Origin of the sequence: Actinacidiphila cocklensis, assembly GCF_907177275.1 — a bacterium.
In the GTDB taxonomy this organism is placed as follows: Bacteria; Actinomycetota; Actinomycetes; order Streptomycetales; family Streptomycetaceae; genus Actinacidiphila; species Actinacidiphila cocklensis.
The window spans coordinates 29179-52320 of the sequence record NZ_CAJSLV010000077.1 but is presented as its reverse complement, the minus strand read 5'-3'; the positions used below and the strand labels follow the sequence as shown (position 1 = coordinate 52320).

At 70.6% G+C, this 23142-nt stretch carries 17 protein-coding genes and 1 rRNA gene; 12 read left to right on the top strand and 6 right to left on the bottom strand.

From position 1 onward, the window contains the following. Positions 1–79 (top strand): 5S ribosomal RNA (gene rrf, locus NFU81_RS28340); the annotation flags it as partial. A gap of 86 nt (positions 80–165) precedes the next feature. On the opposite strand, the gene NFU81_RS28335 is transcribed toward rrf, so the two are convergent. The 3 genes from NFU81_RS28335 to NFU81_RS40860 form a co-directional block, all read right to left on the bottom strand. Beyond that, complete coding sequence (locus NFU81_RS28335) at positions 166–489, bottom strand: hypothetical protein (RefSeq protein WP_251495773.1); 324 nt, start codon at positions 487–489, stop codon at positions 166–168. After that, entirely contained in the window at positions 461–721 is a 261-nt protein-coding gene (locus NFU81_RS28330; RefSeq protein ID WP_251495771.1) for a transposase, read from the bottom strand. Before NFU81_RS28330 ends, NFU81_RS28335 begins: the two co-directional genes overlap by 29 nt. 94 nt (positions 722–815) lie before the next feature. Next, positions 816–2348: a hypothetical protein gene (locus NFU81_RS40860; RefSeq protein WP_274037348.1), complete on the bottom strand. Its 1533-nt coding sequence runs from the start codon at positions 2346–2348 to the stop codon at positions 816–818. Positions 2349–2439: 91 nt separating this feature from the next. On the opposite strand from NFU81_RS40860, the gene mtnA reads away from it, so the two are divergent. The 7 genes from mtnA (at position 2440) to NFU81_RS28290 (ending at position 10852) form a co-directional block, all read left to right on the top strand. Beyond that, positions 2440–3504, top strand: a complete 1065-nt coding sequence (gene mtnA, locus NFU81_RS28320) for an S-methyl-5-thioribose-1-phosphate isomerase (protein ID WP_251495768.1) — start codon at positions 2440–2442, stop codon at positions 3502–3504. Positions 3505–3651: 147 nt separating this feature from the next. Beyond that, complete coding sequence (gene mtrA, locus NFU81_RS28315; protein WP_274037345.1) at positions 3652–4341, top strand: MtrAB system response regulator MtrA; 690 nt, start codon at positions 3652–3654, stop codon at positions 4339–4341. A 52-nt stretch (positions 4342–4393) separates the two neighbouring features. After that, on the top strand, positions 4394–6304 hold the full coding sequence (gene mtrB / locus NFU81_RS28310) for an MtrAB system histidine kinase MtrB (protein WP_251495791.1): 1911 nt from the start codon (positions 4394–4396) through the stop codon (positions 6302–6304). After that, entirely contained in the window at positions 6304–8139 is a 1836-nt protein-coding gene (locus NFU81_RS28305) for an LpqB family beta-propeller domain-containing protein (protein WP_251495751.1), read from the top strand. The genes mtrB and NFU81_RS28305 overlap by 1 nt, the downstream gene beginning before the upstream one ends. A 171-nt stretch (positions 8140–8310) precedes the next feature. Beyond that, a complete protein-coding gene (locus NFU81_RS28300) occupies positions 8311–9018 on the top strand; it encodes a ComF family protein (protein WP_251495749.1) in 708 nt (235 codons plus the stop codon). A gap of 277 nt (positions 9019–9295) precedes the next feature. Next, positions 9296–9982, top strand: coding sequence for a ribosome hibernation-promoting factor, HPF/YfiA family (hpf, locus tag NFU81_RS28295; protein WP_251495746.1), 687 nt, complete (start codon positions 9296–9298; stop codon positions 9980–9982). A 123-nt stretch (positions 9983–10105) separates the two neighbouring features. Beyond that, positions 10106–10852 carry a response regulator gene (locus NFU81_RS28290; protein WP_251495743.1) on the top strand — a complete coding sequence of 249 codons (747 nt, stop codon included), beginning with the start codon at positions 10106–10108 and terminating at the stop codon, positions 10850–10852. 20 nt (positions 10853–10872) lie between these two features. Here NFU81_RS28290 and NFU81_RS28285 read toward each other — a convergent pair whose 3' ends face one another. After that, on the bottom strand, positions 10873–12060 hold the full coding sequence (locus NFU81_RS28285; RefSeq protein WP_251495740.1) for a winged helix-turn-helix domain-containing protein: 1188 nt from the start codon (positions 12058–12060) through the stop codon (positions 10873–10875). A 67-nt stretch (positions 12061–12127) separates the two neighbouring features. After that, complete coding sequence (locus NFU81_RS28280; protein WP_251495738.1) at positions 12128–12730, bottom strand: GNAT family N-acetyltransferase; 603 nt, start codon at positions 12728–12730, stop codon at positions 12128–12130. Between the two features lie 240 nt (positions 12731–12970). Here NFU81_RS28280 and secA point away from each other — a divergent pair, with 240 nt between their 5' ends. Next, entirely contained in the window at positions 12971–15775 is a 2805-nt protein-coding gene (secA, locus tag NFU81_RS28275) for a preprotein translocase subunit SecA (protein ID WP_251495737.1), read from the top strand. Positions 15776–15916: 141 nt separating this feature from the next. Here the strand turns inward: secA and NFU81_RS28270 are convergent, their stop codons facing one another. Continuing rightward, positions 15917–16474, bottom strand: a complete 558-nt coding sequence (locus NFU81_RS28270) for an Rv3235 family protein (protein ID WP_251495735.1) — start codon at positions 16472–16474, stop codon at positions 15917–15919. A 139-nt stretch (positions 16475–16613) separates the two neighbouring features. On the opposite strand from NFU81_RS28270, the gene NFU81_RS28265 reads away from it, so the two are divergent. The 3 genes from NFU81_RS28265 to NFU81_RS28255 all read left to right on the top strand — a co-directional run bounded on the left by NFU81_RS28265 (position 16614) and on the right by NFU81_RS28255 (position 23114). Then, positions 16614–17120, top strand: a complete 507-nt coding sequence (locus tag NFU81_RS28265) for a DUF6912 family protein (protein ID WP_251495725.1) — start codon at positions 16614–16616, stop codon at positions 17118–17120. Between the two features lie 97 nt (positions 17121–17217). Next, on the top strand, positions 17218–17871 hold the full coding sequence (locus NFU81_RS28260) for an HAD family hydrolase (RefSeq protein ID WP_251495723.1): 654 nt from the start codon (positions 17218–17220) through the stop codon (positions 17869–17871). A 287-nt stretch (positions 17872–18158) separates the two neighbouring features. Continuing rightward, positions 18159–23114 (top strand): NAD-glutamate dehydrogenase, encoded by a 4956-nt coding sequence (locus NFU81_RS28255; protein ID WP_251495720.1) that lies wholly within the window; start codon positions 18159–18161, stop codon positions 23112–23114. Positions 23115–23142 lie beyond the last annotated feature (28 nt).

Here is a 23142-nt window from a genome sequence, read left to right as displayed (position 1 = left end):
TCCGAACCCGGAAGCTAAGCCTTTCAGCGCCGATGGTACTGCAGGGGGGACCCTGTGGGAGAGTAGGACGCCGCCGAACAATTATTAGAAGAAGCCCCGCCCCGAGATTTTCTCGGGGCGGGGCTTCTTTGCGTTTCCGTTCCGGACCCGGACTCTCAGAGCTCGTCACACGATCTTGTAACAGCGTCCTTCAAGGTTGGAGGGCGCCTTTGCGGGAGAGGACGGGGGGTCCTGGCGGTTGGGGTTGCTGTCGTATCCCTTGTCGCCAAGCAGGGTGTCGGGGCGTCTGAGCGGTCTTCCTGCGCGGCCGGCTGCGGGTGAGATGCCGTTGCCATCGCAGATCAGGTGGTGTTTGCTGCCCCGTTTTGCCTCGATCGATCGGCGACCGGCCAGTCGCTTCGCCCCTTTTTTCGCCTTCACGTGGGAGGCGTCCATACAGGCACGAGTCCAGTCGATGCGTCTAGCCGCGTTCAACTTGGCCAGCAGCATCCGATGCGCGATTCGAAACACCGGCTTCGTGCCACCGGCCGAGCCGTCGCCAGCAGGTCTGCCCCGAGCCGAAGCGCAGCTCCAGCGGAAGTTGCTGCCAGGTGATGCCGGTGCAGAGCACGAACAGGATGTCCTGCAGACACAGCCGATCGTCCACAGGCCGCGGTCCCGGCGACCTCTCCGGCCACTGCGGCAGCAGCGGCTCGACCAACGCCCACAACGCATCGTCCACGATCCACGGCCTGTTGCTCACGCACATACAAACGGCGAATGATCACACCGGGTGCACCCACCAGCCAGGATTCACAAGATCGTGTTACGGGCTCTCAGCGCTCGGCGCCCACCGTGGCGGGAGCCTCGTATCCGGGGACCTTTGCCGCGCGGCCGAGGTCGACGTCGAGGGCCTCGCGGCGGATGCGCTGGTCGACGTACAGGAGAGAGACCGCGCCCGCGCTGATCGGCAGGGTCAGAGTCGAGCTGATCACGCCGCCGATGGCGAGGATGATGATCGTGGTCCAGCTGCTGTCGGTGCTCGCGGAGAAGAGGCTGCTCCCGCTGTCACCGCCGACCGCGTCGGCGATCAGCGCGAAAGGCACCTGGATGACGAGCGACGCGACAGCCGCGATGAGCAGCATGAGCAGCTGCACGCCCAGGACGCGCCACCACGAGCCGTTGACGAGCTTCATCGAGCGCTTCAGCGCTGCCTGAAGGCCCTGCTTTTCGAGCATGAGGGCCGGGGCGGTGAGGCTCCACAGATTCCACTGCCAGATCGAGACGACGACTCCGCAGATCAGGCCGAGTGAGGCGAGTGACGCGCCACCGCTCTCACCGCCTGCCAGCGCGATCAGCAGACCGGGGGCTGCGGGCACCGCGATGATCGCGCACAGCCCGAGCGGCAGCAGCAGCGCGAGGCCGATGAGCTGTCCCAGCCGGGGGCGGACGTCCTGCCAGACGGACCGGACGGTGGTGGGCCGGCCGAGGACGGCACGGCTGATGACGACGGTCAGCAGGCCGGCCGTGAGGATCACGCCGATCATGCTCGTGAGGATGACCAGGACCGACGCCCCGACCGAGCCGCTGAGCGCGTGCAGGATGTCGTGGACGCTCGGGTCGGATTCGCGGTTCAGGTCATCAATTCGTGTGTCATCAATGAGGAGGCCGCTGATCAGCGCGTTGACGCTCTCGGTCAGCAGGCCGACGACGAAGGCCAGCAGCATCGCGGCCCGCCAGTGCAGCCGAAGGGTGGACACGGCGCCCTGGAGGATCTCTCCCGCGTCCAGCGGACGCAGCGGGATCACGCCGGGCTGCGGCGCGGCCGGCTTGGTGGCGTACGGCGGCTGTGCGGCCCCGTAACCGGCCGCCGTCGGACCCCAGCGCGGGCCGCCGTGCTGCGGCGACGCGGGGGGTGCCGGCGGAGCCCACTGCTGCCCCCAGCCGCCGCTGTGTCCCGTGGCCGGGGGCGTCGGCGCGGGTGCCTCGGTCGGCACGGTCCCGGCGGACGGAGAGCGGTCGTCGGACGGGGCGGGAGCGGGCGGCGTGGGCGCGTCGTCGCCCTCGGGGGCCGGGGCGGGCGCGTCAGAGGGCTCGGAGGGCCTTGCGGCGGCCTGCGGACCGACGCCCGACGGAGTGTGCTGCCACGGGCCGGGCGGGGGCTGGCGCTGCGACCAGACGCCGCTCACCGGCGGGACCGGCGGAGCGTCGTCCTGCGCGGCAGGCGCACTGTGCCCGCTGTCTGTGGCGCCGTCCTCGTCCGCGGGGGCCGTGGAGGCGTTTGAGGGGGTGTCTTGGGGGCTGTCGCCGCCGTCCGGCTCCTGCGAGTCGGAGGATCCGGGCGAGGCCCAGCCCGGAGTGTTGGTCATCGGAGGCTGCCCTTTCGTATGTCCTGTCGGTACTGGTCGCCATCGTGCCACGGGCTGCCGCAGGTCGGGCCTGGCAGGGCAGACTGGACGGATGGGTGATCACCTCGCGAAATCCGGTAATGGAACGGTTCCTGCGCTGCGCTGGGAGGAGCCGCCGGACGGTCCCGTCCTGGTGCTGCTCGACCAGACGCGGCTGCCGCAGGAGGAGGTGGAGCTGGTCTGCACCGACGTACCGGTGCTCGTCCAGGCGATACGTTCCCTGGCCGTCCGCGGTGCGCCCCTGCTCGGACTGGCCGGGGCGTACGGGATCGCGCTGGCGGCGGCTCGGGGTTACGACGTGGAAGACGCGGCGGGTGTGCTGGCGCACGCTCGGCCGACGGCGGTGAACCTCGAGTACGGCGTAGGGCGGGCTCTGGCGGCGTTCCGCGCGGCAGGTCCCGGTCAGGGGGCGGCGGCCGCGCTTGCCGAGGCGCGGCGGCTGCACGCCGAGGACGCCGCGGCCAGTACGGCGATGGCGGCGCACGGCATGCAGCTGCTGGCGGAGCTGGCGCCCGGCGGCGGGTATCGGATGCTGACGCACTGCAACACCGGTGCGCTGGTGTCGGGCGGTGAGGGGACCGCGCTGGGTGTGGCCATGGCCGCGCACCGGGCCGGGGAGCTGCGGCGGCTGTGGGTGGACGAGACCCGCCCGCTACTGCAGGGCGCGCGGTTGACGGCGTGGGAAGCCGCACGGGCGGGGATGCCGTACACGCTGCTCGCCGACAACGCCGCCGGGTCGCTGTTCACCGCGGGCGAGGTGGACGCGGTGCTGATCGGGGCGGACCGGATCGCGGCCGACGGGTCGACGGCGAACAAGGTGGGCAGCTATCCGCTGGCGGTGCTCGCCCGCTACCACCGGGTGCCGTTCATCGTTGTCGCGCCGACGACGACGGTCGATCTGGCCACGGTGAACGGCGCGGCGATCGAGGTGGAGCAGCGGCCGGGGAGCGAGGTGACGGATCTGGCGCCGTCACCGCTCGGCACGCAGGCCTATAATCCGGCATTCGATGTCACACCGCCGGAGCTGATCACTGCGATCGTCACGGAGAACGGTGTGGTGTCACCCGTGACTGCCGAGAGCCTTGCGGCGGTGTGTGCACAGCAGGACACTCGGTGACGCTCCGTGGAGCGCCGGGTGCGGACTGGTCCACAAGTTATCCACAGGCTGCAACTGGGGGGCAGCGCAACCGCGTACAACCAGGGACAATAGTCGCATAACGTGACCTTGATCACGAAAGGTCACCGGTATCGATATGCAAATGGGATGATGGTCGGTATGAAGGGACGTGTCCTGGTCGTCGACGACGACAACGCGCTGTCAGAGATGCTTGGCATCGTGCTGCGCGGAGAAGGTTTCGAGCCGTCGTTCTGCGCCGACGGTGACAAGGCGCTTGCCGCTTTTCGGGAGGCGAAGCCGGACCTGGTACTGCTCGATCTGATGCTGCCCGGGCGGGACGGTATCGACGTCTGCCGGCAGATCAGGGCGGAATCAGGCGTGCCGATCGTGATGCTCACAGCCAAGAGCGACACCGTGGACGTGGTCGTCGGCCTGGAGTCGGGCGCGGACGATTACGTCATCAAGCCGTTCAAGCCCAAGGAACTGGTGGCGCGGGTGCGGGCGCGGCTGCGCCGGGCCGAGGAGCCCACGCCGGAGCAGCTGACCATAGGCGATCTGGTGATCGACGTGGCCGGCCACTCGGTGAAGCGCGACGGTCAGCCGATCGCGCTCACGCCGCTGGAGTTCGACCTGCTGGTCGCGCTCGCCCGTAAGCCGTGGCAGGTCTTCACCCGTGAGGTGCTGCTGGAGCAGGTGTGGGGCTACCGGCACGCCGCGGACACCCGGCTGGTGAACGTGCATGTGCAGCGCCTGCGCTCCAAGGTCGAGCAGGACCCCGAGCGCCCGGAGATCGTCGTGACCGTCCGCGGTGTCGGTTACAAGGCGGGACCGGGCTGAGATGAGCGCGTCGTACGAGCGTGAGCGGCTGGAGAGCCGGCTTGCGGACCCGATGCGCGGTCTGCTGCCGGTGATCCGCTCGTGCGTGCGCTGGGCACGGCGTCCGCTGCAGCCGGCATCCCGGCTGTGGCGGCGCAATCTCCAGCTGCGAGTGGTGGCCTTCACCCTGCTGATGTCCGCCGGTGTGGTGCTGCTGCTCGGTTTCGTCGTCATCGGGCAGGTGAAGAACGGCCTGCTCGACGCGAAGGAGAAGGCCGCGGAGAACCAGGCCACCGGCGGCTTCTCCATCGCGTCGAGCATGGCGACCCAGGGCAGCCAGGCTCAGGACGGCCCGGCTTCCGGTTCCGCGCCCGCGCCGGTGGACTCGGGGGCCTGGCTCAACGACCTGGCGGCCCAGTTCCAGAGCGGCGGCAAGGGCGTGTACTACATCGCCACGCTCAGCCCGGGCGCGGACGCCGGCGCGGGTCCCGGCGAGGGCAGCACCAACGCCCGGGGAGCGCGCGGTACGAACCACGTGGACCCTAGCGCCACCATTCCCAAGTCGCTCAGTGACGCCGTCGAGACGCACGTAGGCGCGCTCAAGCAGTACACAGTGCTCAGGTTGACCGACGGCAGCCCCCCGCGGCCCGCCCTCGCGGTCGGCAAACGCCTCACCGACCCCAATGGCAACGCTTACCAGCTGTACTACCTGTTCCCCTTCGACCAGGAGGAGAAGACCCTCGGCCTGGTCAAGGGGACCTTGGCGACAGCCGGCATCTTCGTGGTGGTGCTGCTCGGCGCCATCGCGTGGCTGGTGACTCGCCAGGTGGTAACGCCGGTGCGGATGGCCGCCGGGATCGCCGAACGGCTCGCGGCGGGCCGGCTGCAGGAACGTATGCAGGTCACCGGTGAGGACGACATCGCACGGCTCGGTGAGTCCTTCAACAAGATGGCGCAGAATCTGCAGGTCAAGATCCAGCAGATGGAGGACCTGTCGAGGATGCAGCGCCGCTTCGTCTCCGACGTGTCGCACGAGCTGCGGACCCCGCTGACGACGGTGCGGATGGCCGCGGACGTCATCCATGACGGACGCGGTGACTTCGATCCGGTGACGGCGCGTTCCGCGGAACTGCTGCAGAACCAGCTGGACCGCTTCGAGTCGCTGCTCTCCGACCTGCTGGAGATCAGCAGGTTCGACGCGGGCGCGGCCGAGCTGTCGGCGGAGCCGATAGACCTGCGCGACGTCGTACGGCACGTGGTCGACGCCGCGGAGCCGCTGGCCGAGCGCAAGGGCAGCCGGGTGGTGATACGCGGCGACGCCCTGCCGGTCATCGCCGAGGCCGACCCGCGCAGGGTCGAGCGGGTGCTGCGCAACCTGGTGGTCAACGCGATCGAGCACGGTGAGGGCCGGGACGTGGTCGTGCGGCTGGCGACGGCCGACGGCGCCGTCGCGGTCGCGGTCCGGGACTACGGTGTCGGGCTCAAGCCGGGTGAGGCGACCCGGGTGTTCAATAGGTTCTGGCGGGCAGATCCGGCCCGGGCGCGCACCACGGGCGGTACAGGCCTCGGGCTGTCGATCGCGGTGGAGGACGCGCGGCTGCACGGCGGCTGGCTCCAGGCATGGGGCGAGCCCGGTGGCGGTTCCCAGTTCCGCATGACACTGCCGCGCACCGCTGGTGACAGCCTGCGCGGGTCGCCGATCGCGCTGGAGCCCGACGACTCCCGCCGCAACCGCGCTCTGCTCACCTCGGGACGTCCGGCCGCGACGGCACCGACCGTGCCCGTACCGCGGGCCGGGGCGGCGAGCGACGCCGTCACCACGATGGGCAACGGGCACGGGCAGGACGGCGGGCGGCCGCCCCGTATACCGCCGATGCCCAGCGTCGCCCCGGCACGCTGGGCGAAGGCCGATCCGGCGGCGCTGCCGGGCAACGGGGCGCGAGTGGTGGAGCGCAGGGAAGCGGCTCGGGAGGACGACGTCTGATGCGGGTGATGGGGGGCCGGGCGCTGCGGGTGCTCAGGGGCGGTGCGCTTCCGCTGGGGGCTGTGCTGGTGCTGGCCGGATGCGCGTCCATGCCGAGCAGCGGCGAGGTCCGCAAGGTCGACAAGGGGCAGCTGGCGGACGCCGACGCGCAGGTGCGGGTGTTCGGTATCCCGCCGCACGTCGGCGAGACACCCGCCGAGATCGTCAGCGGCTTCCTCGAGGCCACCACCAGTGGCGAACCCGACTTCGCGACCGCCAAGAAGTACCTGACCAAATCCCTCCAGGAGCAGTGGGACCCCCTGGCCGGGATCACCGTGCTGAACAACGGCCCGCAGAGCCCCGACAGCACGGACGTCGGCACCGGGTCCAAGGCGGTTGCCACGATCGCGGTGTCGGGGGCCAAGGCCGCGCTGGTGGACGCCAAGCACGCCTACCAGCCCGACGACGGCCCGTTCCGCACCACCGTCCACCTGGTCAAGGAGGGCAAGGAGTGGCGGATCAGCAAGCTGGACGACGGCCTGATCCTCTCCAAGTCGGACTTCCAGCGGATCTACTACCCCGTGAACATGTACTACTTCGCCGAACTGGGCTCTGACGCGCAGCGGTCAGGCACTCGGCAGCAGGCACTGGTCGCCGATCCGGTGTGGCTGCGCAAGCAGCAGCCCGATCCGCTGGCCGCCACGGTGTCCGCGCTGCTCGGCGGTCCCACGGACTGGCTTGCCCCTGCCGTGGCCCCGGCGGCACCCGCCGGTGTCCGGACGTACGGCAAGGGGCCGGGCCAGGGCGTCACGTGGGACGACCCCCAGCACCTCAAGGTGCGGCTGAACAGGGCGGCCGACGGGTTGGGGCACGACCAGTGCGTGCGGCTGGCGTCGCAGCTCTTCGCCACCGTGCAGGACCAGCTGACGGGGAAACTGGCGTCCGTGGAGGTGCAGCGCGACGACGGCGCCACGATCTGCACGCTGCCCAGCAGCCAGGTGTTCGCTCCGACTGCTCTGATCGGGTCCGCGACCGGGCGGTACTTCATCGGGTCCGAGCAGCACCAGCTGTACGAGCTGTCGGGGGACGGCACCGCGGCTCCGGTGCCCGGGCCGTTCGGCGCGGCGAAGGCGGACCTGGCGTCGGTCGCGGTGCGGCGCGACGGGGCGATGGCTGCCGGGGTCAAGACCGACGGGCGCCACCTGGTGGTCGGCTCGCTGGCGGACGGCGCGACCCTCCAGCCGTCGCAGCTGACCAGTTCCGCGCAGAACCCGAAGAACGGGCTGAGCGCGCCGAGCTGGGACGGCTTCGGCGACTTGTGGGTGGCCGACCGCAACCCGGCGGCCTCCCGGCTGTACGTGCTGCGGAACGGCATCGGGGCGGCTGCCCAGGTGGACGTGCCGGAGCTGGACGGGCGGGTCGAGTCACTGCGGGTCGCCTCCGACGGGGTGCGGATCGCCCTGGTGGTGGACGAGGACGGAGTCAAGACGCTGAAGCTCGGCCGGATCGAGCGAGGTGGCTCGTTCGAGAAGCCGCAGTTCAGCGTGGCGGACCTGCGCGACCTCACGCCGGCGGGGGAGACCGTCGGCTCGGTGTCCTGGGCGGGCGGCAGCAAGCTGGTGTTGCTGGGCAGCGAGGTCGGCGGTGGCGGGCAGCAGATCCAGTACGTGAGCACCGACGGTTCCCCCGCGGCGCTCGCGTTGGAGAGCATCGGCGAGGCGGTGGCGGTGGCGGCCTCTGAGGACATGAGCAGGCCGCTGCTGGCTTCCTACAACGGCAGCGTCTACTGGCTGCCCGACGACTCGAACTGGAAGCAGGTCCGCCCGAAGGGCGGCAGCCCGGTCTACCCCGGCTGACCGCGGGGCGGCCGGGCGGCCGGGTGGCCGGGCTGATGACCGCCCGGTCACCGGGTTGGCGGGCCGCTGACCAGCGGGTCCGGCGGGCTTGTCAGGTGCCTGATCCGAGTTGTCCACAGCCCCCGAACGAGTGACTGGCAGCCGGTGGACCGCAGCGGTCACAGTGGAGGAATGCAGGGCTGGTGGCGGGAGATCGCCGGGCTGGTGCTGCCGGTGGACTGCGCGGGCTGCGGGCGTCCGCGTACGGAGTTGTGCGAGCGGTGCCGAGGGCTGCTGGGCGGGGCGTCCTCGGTGCGGAGGGTGCGTCCGGCAGCGGAGCCGGCGGGGCTGCCACCGGTCTACGCGGCGGGGCGGTACGGCGACGAGGTGCGGGCCGTGCTCTTGGCGCACAAGGAAAGGGGTGCGCTGGGCCTGGCCCGGCCGCTGGGAAGCGCCCTTGCCGCGGCTGTACGGCCGCTGGGCGTCGCGGGGACGGTGCTGCTGGTACCAGTGCCCTCCGCACGGCGGGCAGTGGCGAGACGGGGCCATGACGCGACGGCACGGATGGCCCGTGCCGCGGCAGCGGTACTGCGCCGGCAGGGGACACCGGCCAGGGCGGTGACTTTACTGCGGCAGCGGCGGGTGGTCGCCGACCAGGCCGGGCTGGACGCGGCCGGGCGGCTGGAGAACCTGTCCGGTGCGGTCGAGGCGGTCGGCGGCTCCGCGGCGCTGCTGGCGGCGGCACCGGTCGTCCTGGTGGACGATCTGATGACGACCGGGACATCACTGAGCGTGGCGGCGCGAGCCGTCACCGTAGCAGGAGGGAGGGTGGTAGGAGCGGCGGTGGTGGCTGGGCCGGATGGCCCCGAAACCCACTCCGGTGCCTATCGCCGCAGGTGACAACGGACGGGATTCATCCGAACGGAGGTCGCGCGGCGCTGGGGATGCCGACTTCCGCACTCCGGGACTATGTTCGGGGGAGAGGGAAGCGAACACCGTGGGGTGTTGATCTTCCCAGTGGGGCAGGAGGAGGTGAAAGCCGCGGCTTCGCGGTTCCCGGTGAGCCCGGGGGGCGGAGCGGCAGCCAACGCAGCGCCGGACGGGACTGGCACCCGGGCCGGCCTCAGCAAAAGGGATCGCGGCGGTCACCCGGCGCGATCCGGGAACGGAGTTCTGCGTGGACATCGTCGTCAAGGGCCGCAAGACCGAGGTGCCTGAGCGGTTCCGGAAGCACGTGGCCGAGAAGCTGGACAAGATCCAGAAGCTCGACGGCAAGGTGATCAGCCTCGACGTCGAGGTGTCCAAGGAGCTCAACCCGCGGCAGGCGGAGCGTTCCGACCGGGTGGAGATCACGCTCAACACCCGTGGTCCGGTGGTCCGGGCAGAAGCGGCGGCCGCCGACCCGTATGCCGCGCTGGACGTCGCGGTGACCAAGCTGGAGGCGCGGCTGCGCAAGGCCGCGAGCAAGCGGCACACCCGCCGGGGGAATGGCCGGATCCCGGCTGCGGACGTCGCCTCCGCGGTGCCGGACGCGGCCTACATGAACGCCGAGGGAGAGCCGGTCGGCGGTGACCCGACGGCCGACGGCGTGCCGACCAAGCGGATCGGCACGATGGAGGTACGCGGCGACGGCCCGCTGGTCGTCAGGGAGAAGACGCACGCGGCGGCACCGATGGCACTCGACCAGGCGCTCTACGAGATGGAGCTGGTCGGGCACGACTTCTATCTGTTCGTCGATGTCGACACCAAGCAGCCGAGCGTGGTCTACCGGCGGCACGGCTACGACTACGGCGTGATCCATCTCAACGCGGACGAGGCGGGATCGGAGGCCCCGGCCGGAGCCGGTGGGGCGCTGCACCGCTGAACGGGGTCGCTGCACGGTAGGGCGGGCGCCGCGGTGCCCCGGGTTCGTCCTGGGGCACCACCGTGCCGGGACGTGAAATGCTGGACCGGAAGTGGTGAACTCTGGTCTGAGGGGGAGGGTTTGATGCCGGACTTCGCGCACCGGGCTGCCGGCGGGAGCGGACCTGGCCCTGACGAAGGACCGGATGATCCGGCCGGGCCGACGCCGGCCGAGCCGATCCGGGTGCTGGTGGTCGACGACCACGCGCTGTTCCGGCGGGGCCTGGAGATCGTGCTCGCGCAGGAGGAGGACATCCAGGTCGTCGGCGAGGCGGGGGACGGCGCCGAGGCGGTGGACAAGGCGGCCGACCTGCTGCCGGACATCGTGCTGATGGATGTGCGGATGCCGCGCCGCGGCGGTATCGAGGCCTGCACCTCCATCAAGGAGGTGGCACCCAGCGCCAAGATCATCATGTTGACCATAAGCGATGAGGAAGCCGACCTCTACGAGGCGATCAAGGCCGGGGCGACCGGTTACCTGCTCAAGGAGATCTCCACCGACGAGGTGGCCACCGCGATCCGCGCGGTCGCGGACGGGCAGTCGCAGATCAGCCCGTCGATGGCGTCCAAGCTGCTGACCGAGTTCAAGTCGATGATCCAGCGCACCGACGAGCGGCGGCTGCTGCCCGCGCCCAAGCTCACCGACCGGGAGCTTGAGGTCCTCAAGCTGGTGGCCACCGGGCTCAACAACCGGGACATAGCCAAACAGCTCTTCATCAGCGAGAACACGGTGAAGAACCACGTCCGCAACATCCTGGAGAAGCTGCAGCTGCACTCCAGGATGGAGGCCGTGGTCTACGCGATGCGGGAGAAGATCCTGGAGATCCGCTGAGGCCCGCCCCGCGGCAGGTCCTAGCGGCGGTCGTGGCTGCGCTTGACCGCGGTGACCAGCGGCTCGCGCAGGGTCTCCGGGAGCACCCGCTCCACCCGGGCCTCCACGCAGCCGACCCAGCCGGCGGCCTCCGCGATGGCGTCCGCGGCGGGCTGCACCGCCTTGTGGTCGTCCAGCGTCACCTGCCGGGCGACCAGTGTCGTGCCCTCACGTGCCGGGTCGACGCGGCCGACGAGCCGGCCGCCGGCCAGCAGCGGCATCGCGAAGTAGCCGTGGACCCGCTTGGGCTTGGGCGTGTACGCCTCCAGGCGGTGGGTGAAGCCGAAGATCCGCTCGGTGCGCGGCCGGTCCCAGACCAGCGAGTCGAAGGGCGACAGCAGCGTCGTACGGTGCCGGCCGCGCGGCTCGCTCGCCAGCGCCGCCGGGTCGGCCCACGCCGGCTTGCCCCAGCCCTCGACCTCGACCGGGACCAGGCCCGTGTCGGCGACCACGGCACTGACCTGCTCGCCCTTGAGCCGGTGGTAGTCCGCCAGGTCGGCGCGGGTGGCGACGCCCATGGCCGCGCCGGCCTGGGCGACCAGCCGCCGCATGCACTCGGCGTCGTCGATGTCGTCGTGCAGCAGCGCAACGGGGACGGCGCGCTCCGCCAGGTCGTAGACCCGCTTCCAGCCGCGCCGCCGGGTGCAGACCACGTCACCGGTGTCCAGCAGCCACTCGACGGCGATCTTCGTCTCGGACCAGTCCCACCACGGTCCGCCCTTCTTAGCGCCGCCCAGCTCGGTGGACGTCAGCGGCCCGCCGGTCCGCAGCCGGTCGAGCACGGCGGCGCAGGACCGCTCGGCGTCGGCCAGCACGTGCCAGCGGTGGCCGCGTGCCCGCCGTGCCCGGCGGCGGAAGGCGAAGTGCGGCCACTCCTCGATGGGCAGGATGCAGGCGGCGTGCGACCAGTACTCGAAGGCGTGGTCACCCGACCAGTACGCCTGCTCCACCGCTTCCCTGCCCACCGCGCCCAGCCGGGCGTAGGGGATCAGCTCGTGCGAGCGGGCCAGCACCGAGATCGTGTCCAGCTGCACCGCGCCCAGCGAGCGCAGTACTCCCCGGGTGCCGCCCCGCCGGTCGGGGGCGCCGAGGAAGCCCTGGGCGCGCAGGGCGATCCTGCGGGCCTGGTCGGCGGACAGGGAGAGCTGGGGCGGCGGCAGCGCTGTCATGGCCGCAAGCGTAGGACGCCCCTCTGACAATCGGTGCTGGCCTGCGAAGACCGCCGTTCGGGCGGGATCACGTCGACGGCTTCCCCGGGTCGTGGGGCAGATACGCGGTCGCCGAATCCCGGCCCCAGTCCGAGGGCAGCAGGGCCGCGCTCCAGGTGTCGCGCCGGGTCCCGCGCTGCACGGTCTTCGACCGCAGGGTGCCCTCCATCACGAAGCCGATACGGAGCGCCACCGCCCGTGAGGCGACGTTGCCGGCCTCCGCGAACCATTCCAGGCGCTCCACGCCCAGCGCGGAGAAGGCCCAGTCGCACACCGCCCGGCCCGCCTCCGCCGTGTAGCCCTGGCCGCGCTGCTCCTTCACCGTCCAGTAGCCCAGCTCGGCCTGCCGGCCGGGCGCGGGCAGCTGCGCCAGCCTCACCAGCCCCATGGAGCTGACCAGGGCGCCGCTCTCCCGGGTGAAGACGCCGAAGTTGTAGAGGGTGTCGTCGCGCCAGCCCTCCGGCGATATCCGCTCGACGAAATCCACCGCGTGTTCGTGCGTGTACGGCGAGGGGACGGTCGTCCAGCGCGGGATCTCCGGGTCCTGGCACGCGGCCAGCACCGCGTCGACGTCGGAGGGCTCCAGCGGGCGCAAGGTCAGGCGCGAGGTGGTCAAAGTGACGGGTTCCATGGCTCGGCACACCTTCCGCAAGGGGGAACACAAGGGGAACAGCGGGGGCGAAGCCCCCCGGGGGCCGAGTATTGCGGAGCTCCCATACCCGCGGAAAACCGTTTTGCCGCCGCCGGGCCTCCCGGCCCATAGGTCTCCTCGCTTACGATGGCCGTTGCAGCAGGGCCGAGGCAGACAGAAAACCCCGCTGTGCCCCGCGCGGCAACCGCGCCAGGCCCGACCGGCAAGGAGCCAGCCTACGTGTCCGTCATCAACAAGCTCATGCGTGCAGGCGAAGGCAAGATCCTGCGCAAGCTGCACCGCATCGCGGACCAGGTCAATTCCATCGAAGAGGACTTCGAGAGCCTTTCCGATGCCGAGCTGCGGGCGCTCACCGACGAGTACAAAGAGCGGTACGAGAACGGTGAGACCCTCGACGACCTGCTGCCCGAGGCGTTCGCGACGGTCCGGGAGGGGGCCAGGCGCGTCCTGGGGCAGCGGCACTACGACGTCCAGTTGATGGGCGGCGCCGCCCTGCACCTGGGATATGTCGCCGAGATGCGCACCGGTGAGGGCAAGACGCTCGTCGGCACGCTGCCCGCGTACCTGAACGCGCTGTCCGGCAAGGGCGTGCACCTGATCACGGTCAACGACTACCTCGCCGAGCGCGACTCGGAGTGGATGGGCCGGGTGCACAAATTCCTCGGCCTCGAAGTCGGCTGCATCCTGGCCAACATGTCGCCGGCCGAGCGCCGGGTGCAGTACGCGTGCGACATCACGTACGGCACCAACAACGAGTTCGGCTTCGACTACCTGCGCGACAACATGGCGTGGTCCAAGGACGAGTTGGTCCAGCGCGGCCACAACTTCGCGATCGTCGACGAGGTCGACTCGATCCTGGTGGACGAGGCGCGTACGCCGCTGATCATCTCCGGTCCCGCCGACCAGGCCACGAAGTGGTACAGCGACTTCGCACGGCTGGTGCGCCGGCTCAACCGCGGTGAGGCGGGCGGTCTCGGTAAGGAGGAGACCGGCGACTACGACGTGGACGAGAAGAAGCGCACGGTCGCGATCCACGAGTCCGGCGTCAGCAAGGTCGAGGACTGGCTGGGCATCGACAACCTCTACGAGTCGGTCAACACCCCGCTCGTCGGTTATCTGAACAACGCCATCAAGGCCAAGGAGCTGTACAAGAACGACAAGGACTACGTCGTCATGGACGGCGAAGTCATGATCGTCGACGAGCACACCGGCCGTATCCTCGCCGGCCGCCGCTACAACGAGGGCATGCACCAGGCGATCGAGGCGAAGGAAGGGGTGGACATCAAGGACGAGAACCAGACCCTTGCCACGATCACCCTGCAGAACTTCTTCCGCCTGTACGACAAGCTCTCCGGCATGACCGGTACGGCCATGACCGAGGCCGCGGAGTTCCACCAGATCTACAAGCTCGGCGTCGTCCCGATCCCGACCAACCGGCCGCTGGCCCGTATGGACAAGCCGGACCTGATCTACCGCACGGAAGAGGCGAAGTTCGCGGCCGTGGTCGAGGACATCGTCGAGAAGCACGAGAAGGGCCAGCCGGTGCTGGTCGGCACCGTGTCGGTGGAGAAGTCCGAGTACCTGTCGGCGCAGCTGTCCAAGCGCGGTGTGCCGCACGAGGTGCTGAACGCCAAGCAGCACGACCGTGAGGCGTCGATCGTCGCGCAGGCCGGGCGCAAGGGCGCGGTCACCGTGGCGACGAACATGGCGGGCCGCGGTACGGACATCAAGCTGGGCGGGAATCCCGACGACCTCGCCGAGGCGGAACTGCGGCAGCGCGGTCTGGACCCGCTGGAGCACGTCGAGGAGTGGGCCGCGGCCCTTCCCGCGGCTCTGGAGCGTGCCGAGGAGGCGGTCAAGGCCGAGCACGAGGAGGTCGTGGACCTCGGCGGCCTGTACGTGCTGGGCACCGAGCGGCACGAGTCCCGCCGGATCGACAACCAGCTGCGCGGCCGTTCCGGCCGGCAGGGCGACCCGGGCGAGTCCCGCTTCTACCTGTCCCTGGGCGACGACCTGATGCGGCTGTTCAAGGCGCAGATGGTCGAGCGCGTGATGTCGATGGCCAACGTGCCCGACGACGTGCCGATCGAGAACAAGATGGTCACCCGCGCCATCGCCTCGGCCCAGTCGCAGGTCGAGCAGCAGAACTTCGAGATCCGCAAGAACGTCCTGAAGTACGACGAGGTGCTCAACCGGCAGCGCGAGGTCATCTACGGCGAGCGCCGCCGCGTCCTGGAGGGCGAGGACCTGCACGAGCAGGTGCAGCACTTCATGGACGACACCATCGATGCGTACATCGACGCGGAGACCCGCGAGGGCTTCGCCGAGGACTGGGACCTGGACCGGCTGTGGGGCGCGTTCAAGCAGCTCTACCCGGCCAAGGCGACCATTGAGGAGCTGGAGGACGAGGCGGGCGACCGCGCCGGAATCACCGCCGAGTTCATCGCGGAGACCGTCAAGGACGACATCCACGAGCAGTACGCGGAGCGCGAGAAGCAGCTCACCGAGGACATCATGCGCGAGCTGGAGCGGCGCGTGGTGCTGTCGGTGCTGGACCGCAAGTGGCGTGAGCACCTCTACGAGATGGACTACCTCCAGGAGGGCATCGGGCTGCGGGCGATGGCGCAGCGCGACCCGCTGGTCGAGTACCAGCGCGAGGGCTTCGACATGTTCACGGCCATGATGGACGGCATCAAGGAGGAGTCCGTCGGCTACCTGTTCAACCTGGAGGTCCAGGTCGAGCAGCAGGTCGAGGAGGTGCCGGTGGCGGCCGACGCCGACGTCGAGGACGCGGTGCCGTCGCTGGTCAAGGACCGCCCCGAGATCCGCGCCAAGGGCCTGGACGCTCCCAAGCGGGCCGACCGGCTGCACTTCTCCGCGCCGTCGGTGGACGGCGAGGGCGGCGTCGTCGAGGGTGACTTCGCCGGTGCGCCGGTGGACTCCGCCGTCGAGGACGAAGAGGTCGGCCAGACCCGCGCCGAGCGCCGCAAGGCCGCCAAGGGCGGCCGCCGCCGCAAGAAGTAGCGACGCCGCCGCCCGCGTCAGGGCGGCATGAACACCGGCCGGGGGCCGGACCGGAAGCGGTCCGGCCCCCGGCCGCGTCATGCCGCGGTGCGCGAATCCCGCCGCATATTGCCGCGGGTTCCGCAGCCGCACGGCCTGGGGTCACCTGGCGGCGACCGCGGTGCAGTGCCAGCGTTCGGGGCCGTACCCGGAGGTCGCCCGCGCGCCGCCGGACTCCAGGCGGAAGGCCAGCGCACGGAAGACGTCCCGGTCCAGGCACACCACAGCGCACACTTCGAGCGCTCCGCGGTAGGTCCGGTAGGCGTGGCAGCGGTACACGAAAGGGGTACGCCCGCGGCTGCCGCGCGGGCGCCAGTCGGCCCGCTGCGCGTGCAGCTCCCACAGCTGCTGGTACGCCTCGTCCCTGACCTTGCCGGCCAGCATCGTCAGCGGCTGCCGGCCGGTCAGCACGTCGAGCAGCCGGCCGGCGAACCAGTCGTGCGCCGACATCGGCAGGCCGGGACGGGCCGGCGGACGGGCACCCTGCGGCCGCCCCGCGGGACGGCGGGTGTCCCGGCGTCCGGACGGCGCCGACCCCGCGCCGCCGGACCTGCGCGGCGGCACGGGCGCGGACGGCGGTACGCGCCCGGGAACGCGCTTGCGCCGCGGGTCGGGGGTGGCGCCCGAGGGGGCTGCGGCGGGTGGCTGCGGTGGCTGCACGAGTGGCTCCCCAAGATTGTTACTGGCTGGTAGTCCGGTTCTAGGGGTCGCCGTGTCCGGCAGGCAAACCTGCGGGGCGCTGTTCGAAGGCGCCGTGGAATTCACCTATCCGGATGGTTGCGCACGTATGCTTCACGCTATGCGCGTCTATATTCCGACGACCCTGGCGGGACTGGCCGAGGCGTACAAGGCGGGCGAGGTGGGTCCTGTACCGCTCGACGCCTTCGCGGTCACGCCGAGCCTGCGCGAGTGGTATGTCTCCGACGACATAGAGGAACTCGAGTACGCGGCGCTGAACCGGGCCGCTCAGGCGTCGCTCCGGCTGCTCGCGGTTCACCCGGATGTGGCACGCCGCCGCACGGTCATCGCGGTGGACGTGCCCGACGCCGAGGTCCGCTTCGACCCCGACCGCGCGCTCGACCCCGCCGCGCTCGGCGAGGTCCGGCTGACGCGGCAGGTGCTGCTGGCCGACGCCGCCGCGGTCCACCTGGACGCCGACGACGCCGAGCGGGACGTCGCGGCCGCGGCGGCCGCGCTGGGCGCGGCGGACGCCGGCGACGACGACGCGCAGTTCACGGTGGACGGCGCCGAGGACCACGAACTGCTCTGGTTCGCCACCCAGGAGATCCCCAATCTGATCGGCTGATCGAACGCCCGGCCGATCAGCGTACGGTCACACCGGGACCCGAGTTATCCACAGGCCGCAGAACGTCTTGACCCCCCGCCCGAGTACGGTTCTTTCCATGAGCACGCATCTCGTATGGGACTGGAACGGCACCCTTTTCCACGACATCGACGCAGTGATCGAGGCGACGAACGCCTCCTTCGCCGAACTCGGCCTGCCCCCGATCACCCTCGACCGCTACCGCGAGCTGTACTGCGTGCCCGTGCCCAGGTTCTACGAGCGGCTGATCGGCCGGCTGCCCTCGGACGCCGAGTGGGAGGTCATGGATGCGACCTTCCACCGCTACTACTGGGCGCTCGCGGACAACTGCCGGCTGGCCGAGGGTGCCGCCGACCTGCTGGCCACCCGCCGGGCCGCCGGGCTGACCCAGTCGCTGTGCTCGCTCGCCCCGCACGAGCAGCTGGTGCCGATCGTGGCATCGCACGGCATCACCGAGCACTTCGTGCGGGTCGACGGCCGCACCGGGAACTCGGCCGCGGGCAAGGCCGCCCAGATGGTCCGCCACCTGGAGTCGCTCGGCCCCCTCGACCCGCGTGAGGTCGTGGTGATCGGCGACGCCCTGGACGACGCGGCCGCCGCCGCGCACGTGGGTGCGCATGCCGTGCTCTACACCGGGGGATCGCACAGCAGGGCCGCCCTGGAGTCCGCCGGGGTGCCGGTGGTGGACAGTCTCGCCGAGGCCGTCGAGCAGGCCGAGCGAATAGTTTCCTGACGGATCGCCGCCGCGTTCCGCACGCGTTCCCGGCCGGTTTCTGTCCATTCGGGCCAAAGGTGTCTGGCGCATTTGTACGAAGACGTCTCCTGACAGCCACCCCGGACGGAGCGATAGCCTGGACGCCGTGATCAACGTTGATCCGTTCTCCCGGGGCAGGTTCGTGCCGACGGGTACGGCGAACCCCTTTTCCGGCATAACGTCGTCCTGCAGCGGAAACCCCGCGTCGCGGTACGTCGTGCCACCCACCGACGTCACGCAATGGCGCGCGACAGGAGTCAGAGGACATGCAGACCAAGCTGGACGAAACCAAGGCCGAGCGGCTGGAACAGGCAGCGCGGGTCGGTGAGAACAGCCAGAAGGGGAAACTGCCGGGGCAGGGCCTCGACGCAGCGGCGATGACCGCGTTTCTCCAGCGGTACTACCTGCACAGCGCGCCGGAAGACGTGGTCGACCGTGATCCGGACGACATCTTCGGTGCCGCGCTGTCCCACTACCGGCTCGCCGAGGTACGCCCGCAGGGCACCGCGAATGTACGGGTGCACACCCCGACCGTCGAGGAGAACGGCTGGCAGTGCAGCCACACCGTCGTCGAGGTGGTCACCGACGACATGCCCTTCCTCGTGGACTCGGTGACCAACGCGCTGACCCAGGCCAACCGGGCGATCCACGTGGTGGTCCACCCGCAGTTCACGGTCCGCCGCGACGTCACGGGCAAGCTGCTGGAGGTCATGGCCACCGTCCCCGAGGACGCGGACGGCACCCTCCCGCACGACATGCTGGTCGAGTCCTGGATCCACGTCGAGATCGACCGGGAGACCGACCGGGCCGACCTCGGGGAGATCACCGCCGACCTGCGCCGGGTCCTGTCCGACGTGCGGGAGTCCGTCGAGGACTGGGCGAAGATGCGGCAGGCCGCTCAGTCCATCGCCGACGAGCTGGCCGCCGCCCCGCCGCCGCTGCCCGAGCAGGAGACCGGCGAGGCCCTGGAGCTGCTGCGCTGGCTCGACGGCGACCACTTCACCTACCTCGGCTACCGCGAGTACGAGCTGACCACCGACACCGCGGAGAACGGCGGCTCGGAGGACGTGCTGGTCGCCGTGCCGGGCACCGGGCTGGGCATCCTGCGCTCCGACCCGCAGCACCCGCACGCCGACAGCACCCACCCGGGGCACCCCAACTCCGCGTCGTTCAGCCGGCTGCCCGCCGACGCCCGTGCCAAGGCCAGGGAGCACAAGCTGCTGATCCTGACCAAGGCCAACAGCCGCTCCACCGTCCACCGGCCGTCGTATCTGGACTACGTCGGGGTGAAGAAGTTCGACGCCGACGGCAACGTGATCGGGGAGCGGCGCTTCCTCGGGCTCTTCTCCTCGGCCGCGTACACCGAGTCGGTCCGCCGGGTGCCGGTGGTCCGCCGCAAGGTCGAGGAGGTGCTGGAGGGCGCCGGCTTCTCCGCCGACAGCCACGACGGCCGCGACCTGCTGCAGATCCTGGAGACCTACCCGCGCGACGAGCTGTTCCAGACCCCGGCTGACGAGCTGCGGTCCATCGCCACCAGCGTGCTCTACCTCCAGGAGCGGCGCAAACTGCGGCTGTTCCTGCGCCAGGACGAGTACGGCCGCTACTTCTCCGCCCTGGTGTACCTCCCGCGGGACCGCTACACCACTGCGGTGCGGCTGCGGCTGACCACCATCCTGCAGGACGAACTGGGCGGCCACAGCGTCGACTTCACCGCGTGGAACACCGAGTCGGTGCTGTCCAGGCTGCACTTCGTGATCCGCATCGACCCGGGCGGCTCGCTGCGGGAGCTGGACGACGCCGACGTCGAGCGCATCGAGGCGCGGCTGTCGGACGCCACGCGCTCCTGGGCCGACGGCTTCGCCGAGGCGCTCACCGCGGAATGCGGCGAGGAGCGCTCCGCCGAGCTGGTCCGCCGCTACGGGCAGGCCTTCCCCGACGGCTACCGGGCCGACTTCCCGCCGCGGGTGGCGGTCGCCGACCTCCAGCACTTCGAGGAGCTGGGCGCGGACGACTTCACCCTCAGCCTCTACGAGCCGGTCGGGGCCGCGCCCGAGGAGCGGCGGTTCAAGATCTACCGCACCGGGGCGCCGGTCTCGCTGTCCGCGGTGCTGCCGGTGCTGCAGCGGCTCGGCGTCGAGGTGGTGGACGAACGGCCCTACGAGCTGCACCGCGCCGACCAGTCCAGGGTCTGGGTCTACGACTTCGGGCTGCGGCTCGACCCGGCGCTCGGCGACCTCGGTGACGACGCGCGGGAGCGGTTCCAGGAGGCCTTCTCCGCCACCTGGACCGACCGGGCGGAGAACGACGGCTTCAACTCCCTGGTGCTGCGGGCCGGTCTGGACTGGCGGCAGGCGATGGTGCTGCGGGCGTACGCCAAATACCTGCGGCAGGCCGGGTCGACCTTCAGCCAGGACTACATGGAGGACACCCTCAGGACGAACGTCCACACCACCCGGCTGCTGGTCAACCTCTTCCAGGCGCGGTTCTCGCCCGACCACCAGCGGGCCGGCAGCGAGCTGACCGACGGCATCCTGGAGGAGCTGGACGGGGCGCTCGACCAGGTCGCGAGCCTGGACGAGGACCGCATCCTGCGGTCCTTCCTCAGCCTGATCAAGGCCACCCTGCGCACCAACTACTTCCAGCGCGCGGAGGACGGGCAGCCGCACCGCTACCTGTCGGTGAAGTTCGACCCGCAGGCCATCCCCGAACTGCCCGCGCCCCGGCCGGCCTACGAGATCTGGGTGTACTCGCCGCGGGTCGAGGGCGTGCACCTGCGGTTCGGCAAGGTCGCCCGCGGCGGGCTGCGCTGGTCCGACCGCAGGGAGGACTTCCGCACCGAGGTGCTCGGCCTGGTCAAGGCCCAGATGGTGAAGAACACGGTGATCGTGCCGGTCGGCGCGAAGGGCGGCTTCGTCGGCAAGCGGCTGCCCGACCCCGCGGCCGACCGCGACGCCTGGCTCGCCGAGGGCATCGCCTGCTACAAGACCTTCATCTCCGGGCTGCTCGACATCACCGACAACCTGGTGGCCGGCGAGGTCGTCCCGCCGCGCGACGTGGTCAGGCACGACGGGGACGACACGTACCTGGTGGTCGCCGCGGACAAGGGCACCGCGTCCTTCTCCGACATCGCCAACGAGGTGGCCGTCTCCTACGGCTTCTGGCTCGGCGACGCGTTCGCCTCGGGCGGCTCGGTCGGCTATGACCACAAGAAGATGGCCATCACCTCCTCCGGCGCCTGGGAGTCGGTGAAACGGCACTTCCGCGAGATGGGCCACAACACCCAGGAAGAGGACTTCACCGTCGTCGGCATCGGCGACATGTCCGGTGACGTCTTCGGCAACGGGATGCTGCTGTCGGAGCACATCCGGCTGGTGGCCGCCTTCGACCACCGGCACATCTTCCTCGACCCGAAGCCGGACGCGGCGACCTCCTACGCCGAGCGGCGGCGGCTGTTCGAGCTGCCGCGCAGCAGCTGGGCCGACTACGACACCTCGGTGATCTCCCCCGGCGGCGGGATCTACCCCAGGACCGCCAAGTCGATCCCGGTCAACGCGCACGTGCGGGCGGCCCTCGGCATCGCACCGGGCGCGGCCAAGATCACCCCGGCCGAGCTGATGAAGGCCATCCTTCAGGCGCAGGTCGACCTGCTGTGGAACGGCGGCATCGGCACCTACGTCAAGGCGTCGACCGAGTCGAACGTGGACGTCGGCGACAAGGCCAACGACGCGATCCGCATCGACGGCTCCGAGCTGCGGGTCAAGGTGGTGGGTGAGGGCGGCAACCTGGGCTTCACCCAGCTGGGCCGGATCGAGTTCGCCCGGTCGGGCGGCCCGGAGGGCGAAGGCGGCAGGATCAACACCGACGCCATCGACAACAGCGCGGGGGTGGACGCCTCCGACCACGAGGTCAACATCAAGATCCTGCTCAACAGCGTTGTGGCCGAGGGCGATCTGACGGTCAAGCAGCGCAACACGCTGCTGGCCGAGATGACCCATGAGGTCGGCAATCTGGTGCTGCGGAACAACTACGCCCAGAACGTCGCGCTCGGCAACAGCATGGCGCAGGCCAACAGCCTGCTGCACGCCCACCAGCGGTTCATCCGCCGGCTGGTGCGCGACGGGCACCTGGACCGGGCACTGGAGTTCCTGCCCACCGACCGGCAGATCCGCGAACGGCTGAACGCAGGACAGGGCCTCAGCCAGCCGGAGATGGCCGTGATCCTCGCCTACGCCAAGATCACCACGGCCGAGGAGCTGATCCACACCGGGCTGCCCGACGACCCCTACCTGCTCGGGCTGCTGCACGCGTACTTCCCCGTGCCGCTGCGGGAACGCTTCGCCCCGCAGATCAACACCCACGCGCTGCACCGCGAGATCGTCACGACCGTACTGGTCAACGACACGATCAACACCGGCGGCAGCACCTTCCTGCACCGCTTCAGGGAGGAGATCGGCGCGACGACCGAGGAGATCGTCAGGGCGCACACCGCGGCGCGCGCGATCTTCGGCCTCGGCCCGATCTGGGACGAGGTCGAGTCGCTGGACAACACCGTCGACGCCGCCGTGCAGACCCGCATCCGGCTGCACTCGCGGCGGCTGGTCGAGCGCGCCACCCGCTGGCTGCTCAACAACCGCATGCAGCCGCTGCAGATCGCCGAGACCATCGACGACTTCGCCGCGGGTGTCGCCGCGGTCTGGTCGCAGCTGCCGAAGCTGCTGCGGGGCGCGGACGCGGAGTGGTACGAGACGCTGCACGACGAGCTGATCGGCGGCGGGGTGCCGGAGGAGCTGGCCATCCGGGTCGCCGGATTCTCCTCGGCCTTCCCGGCGCTCGACATCGTGGAGGTCGCCCACCGCAGCGGGAAGGAGCCGCTCGACGTCGCCGCGATCTACTTCGACCTCGCCGACCGGCTGCAGATCACCCAGCTGCTCGACCGGATCATCCTGCTGCCGCGGGCCGACCGGTGGCAGTCGATGGCCAGGGCCGCGATCCGCGAGGACCTCTTCGCGGCGCACGCGGCACTGACGGCGGACGTGCTGGCGGCCGGCGACGACCTGGCCACACCGGAGCAGCGCTACCAGGCGTGGGAGGAGCAGAACTCCGGGCTGATCGGCCGGGCGCGGACGACGCTGGAGGAGATCCAGGGAGCGGAGGAGTTCGACCTGGCGAGCCTGTCGGTGGCGATGCGGACGTTCAGGACGCTGCTGCGCACCCACCGCTGAGCCCGCCGGCCGGCGGTACCGCGGTACG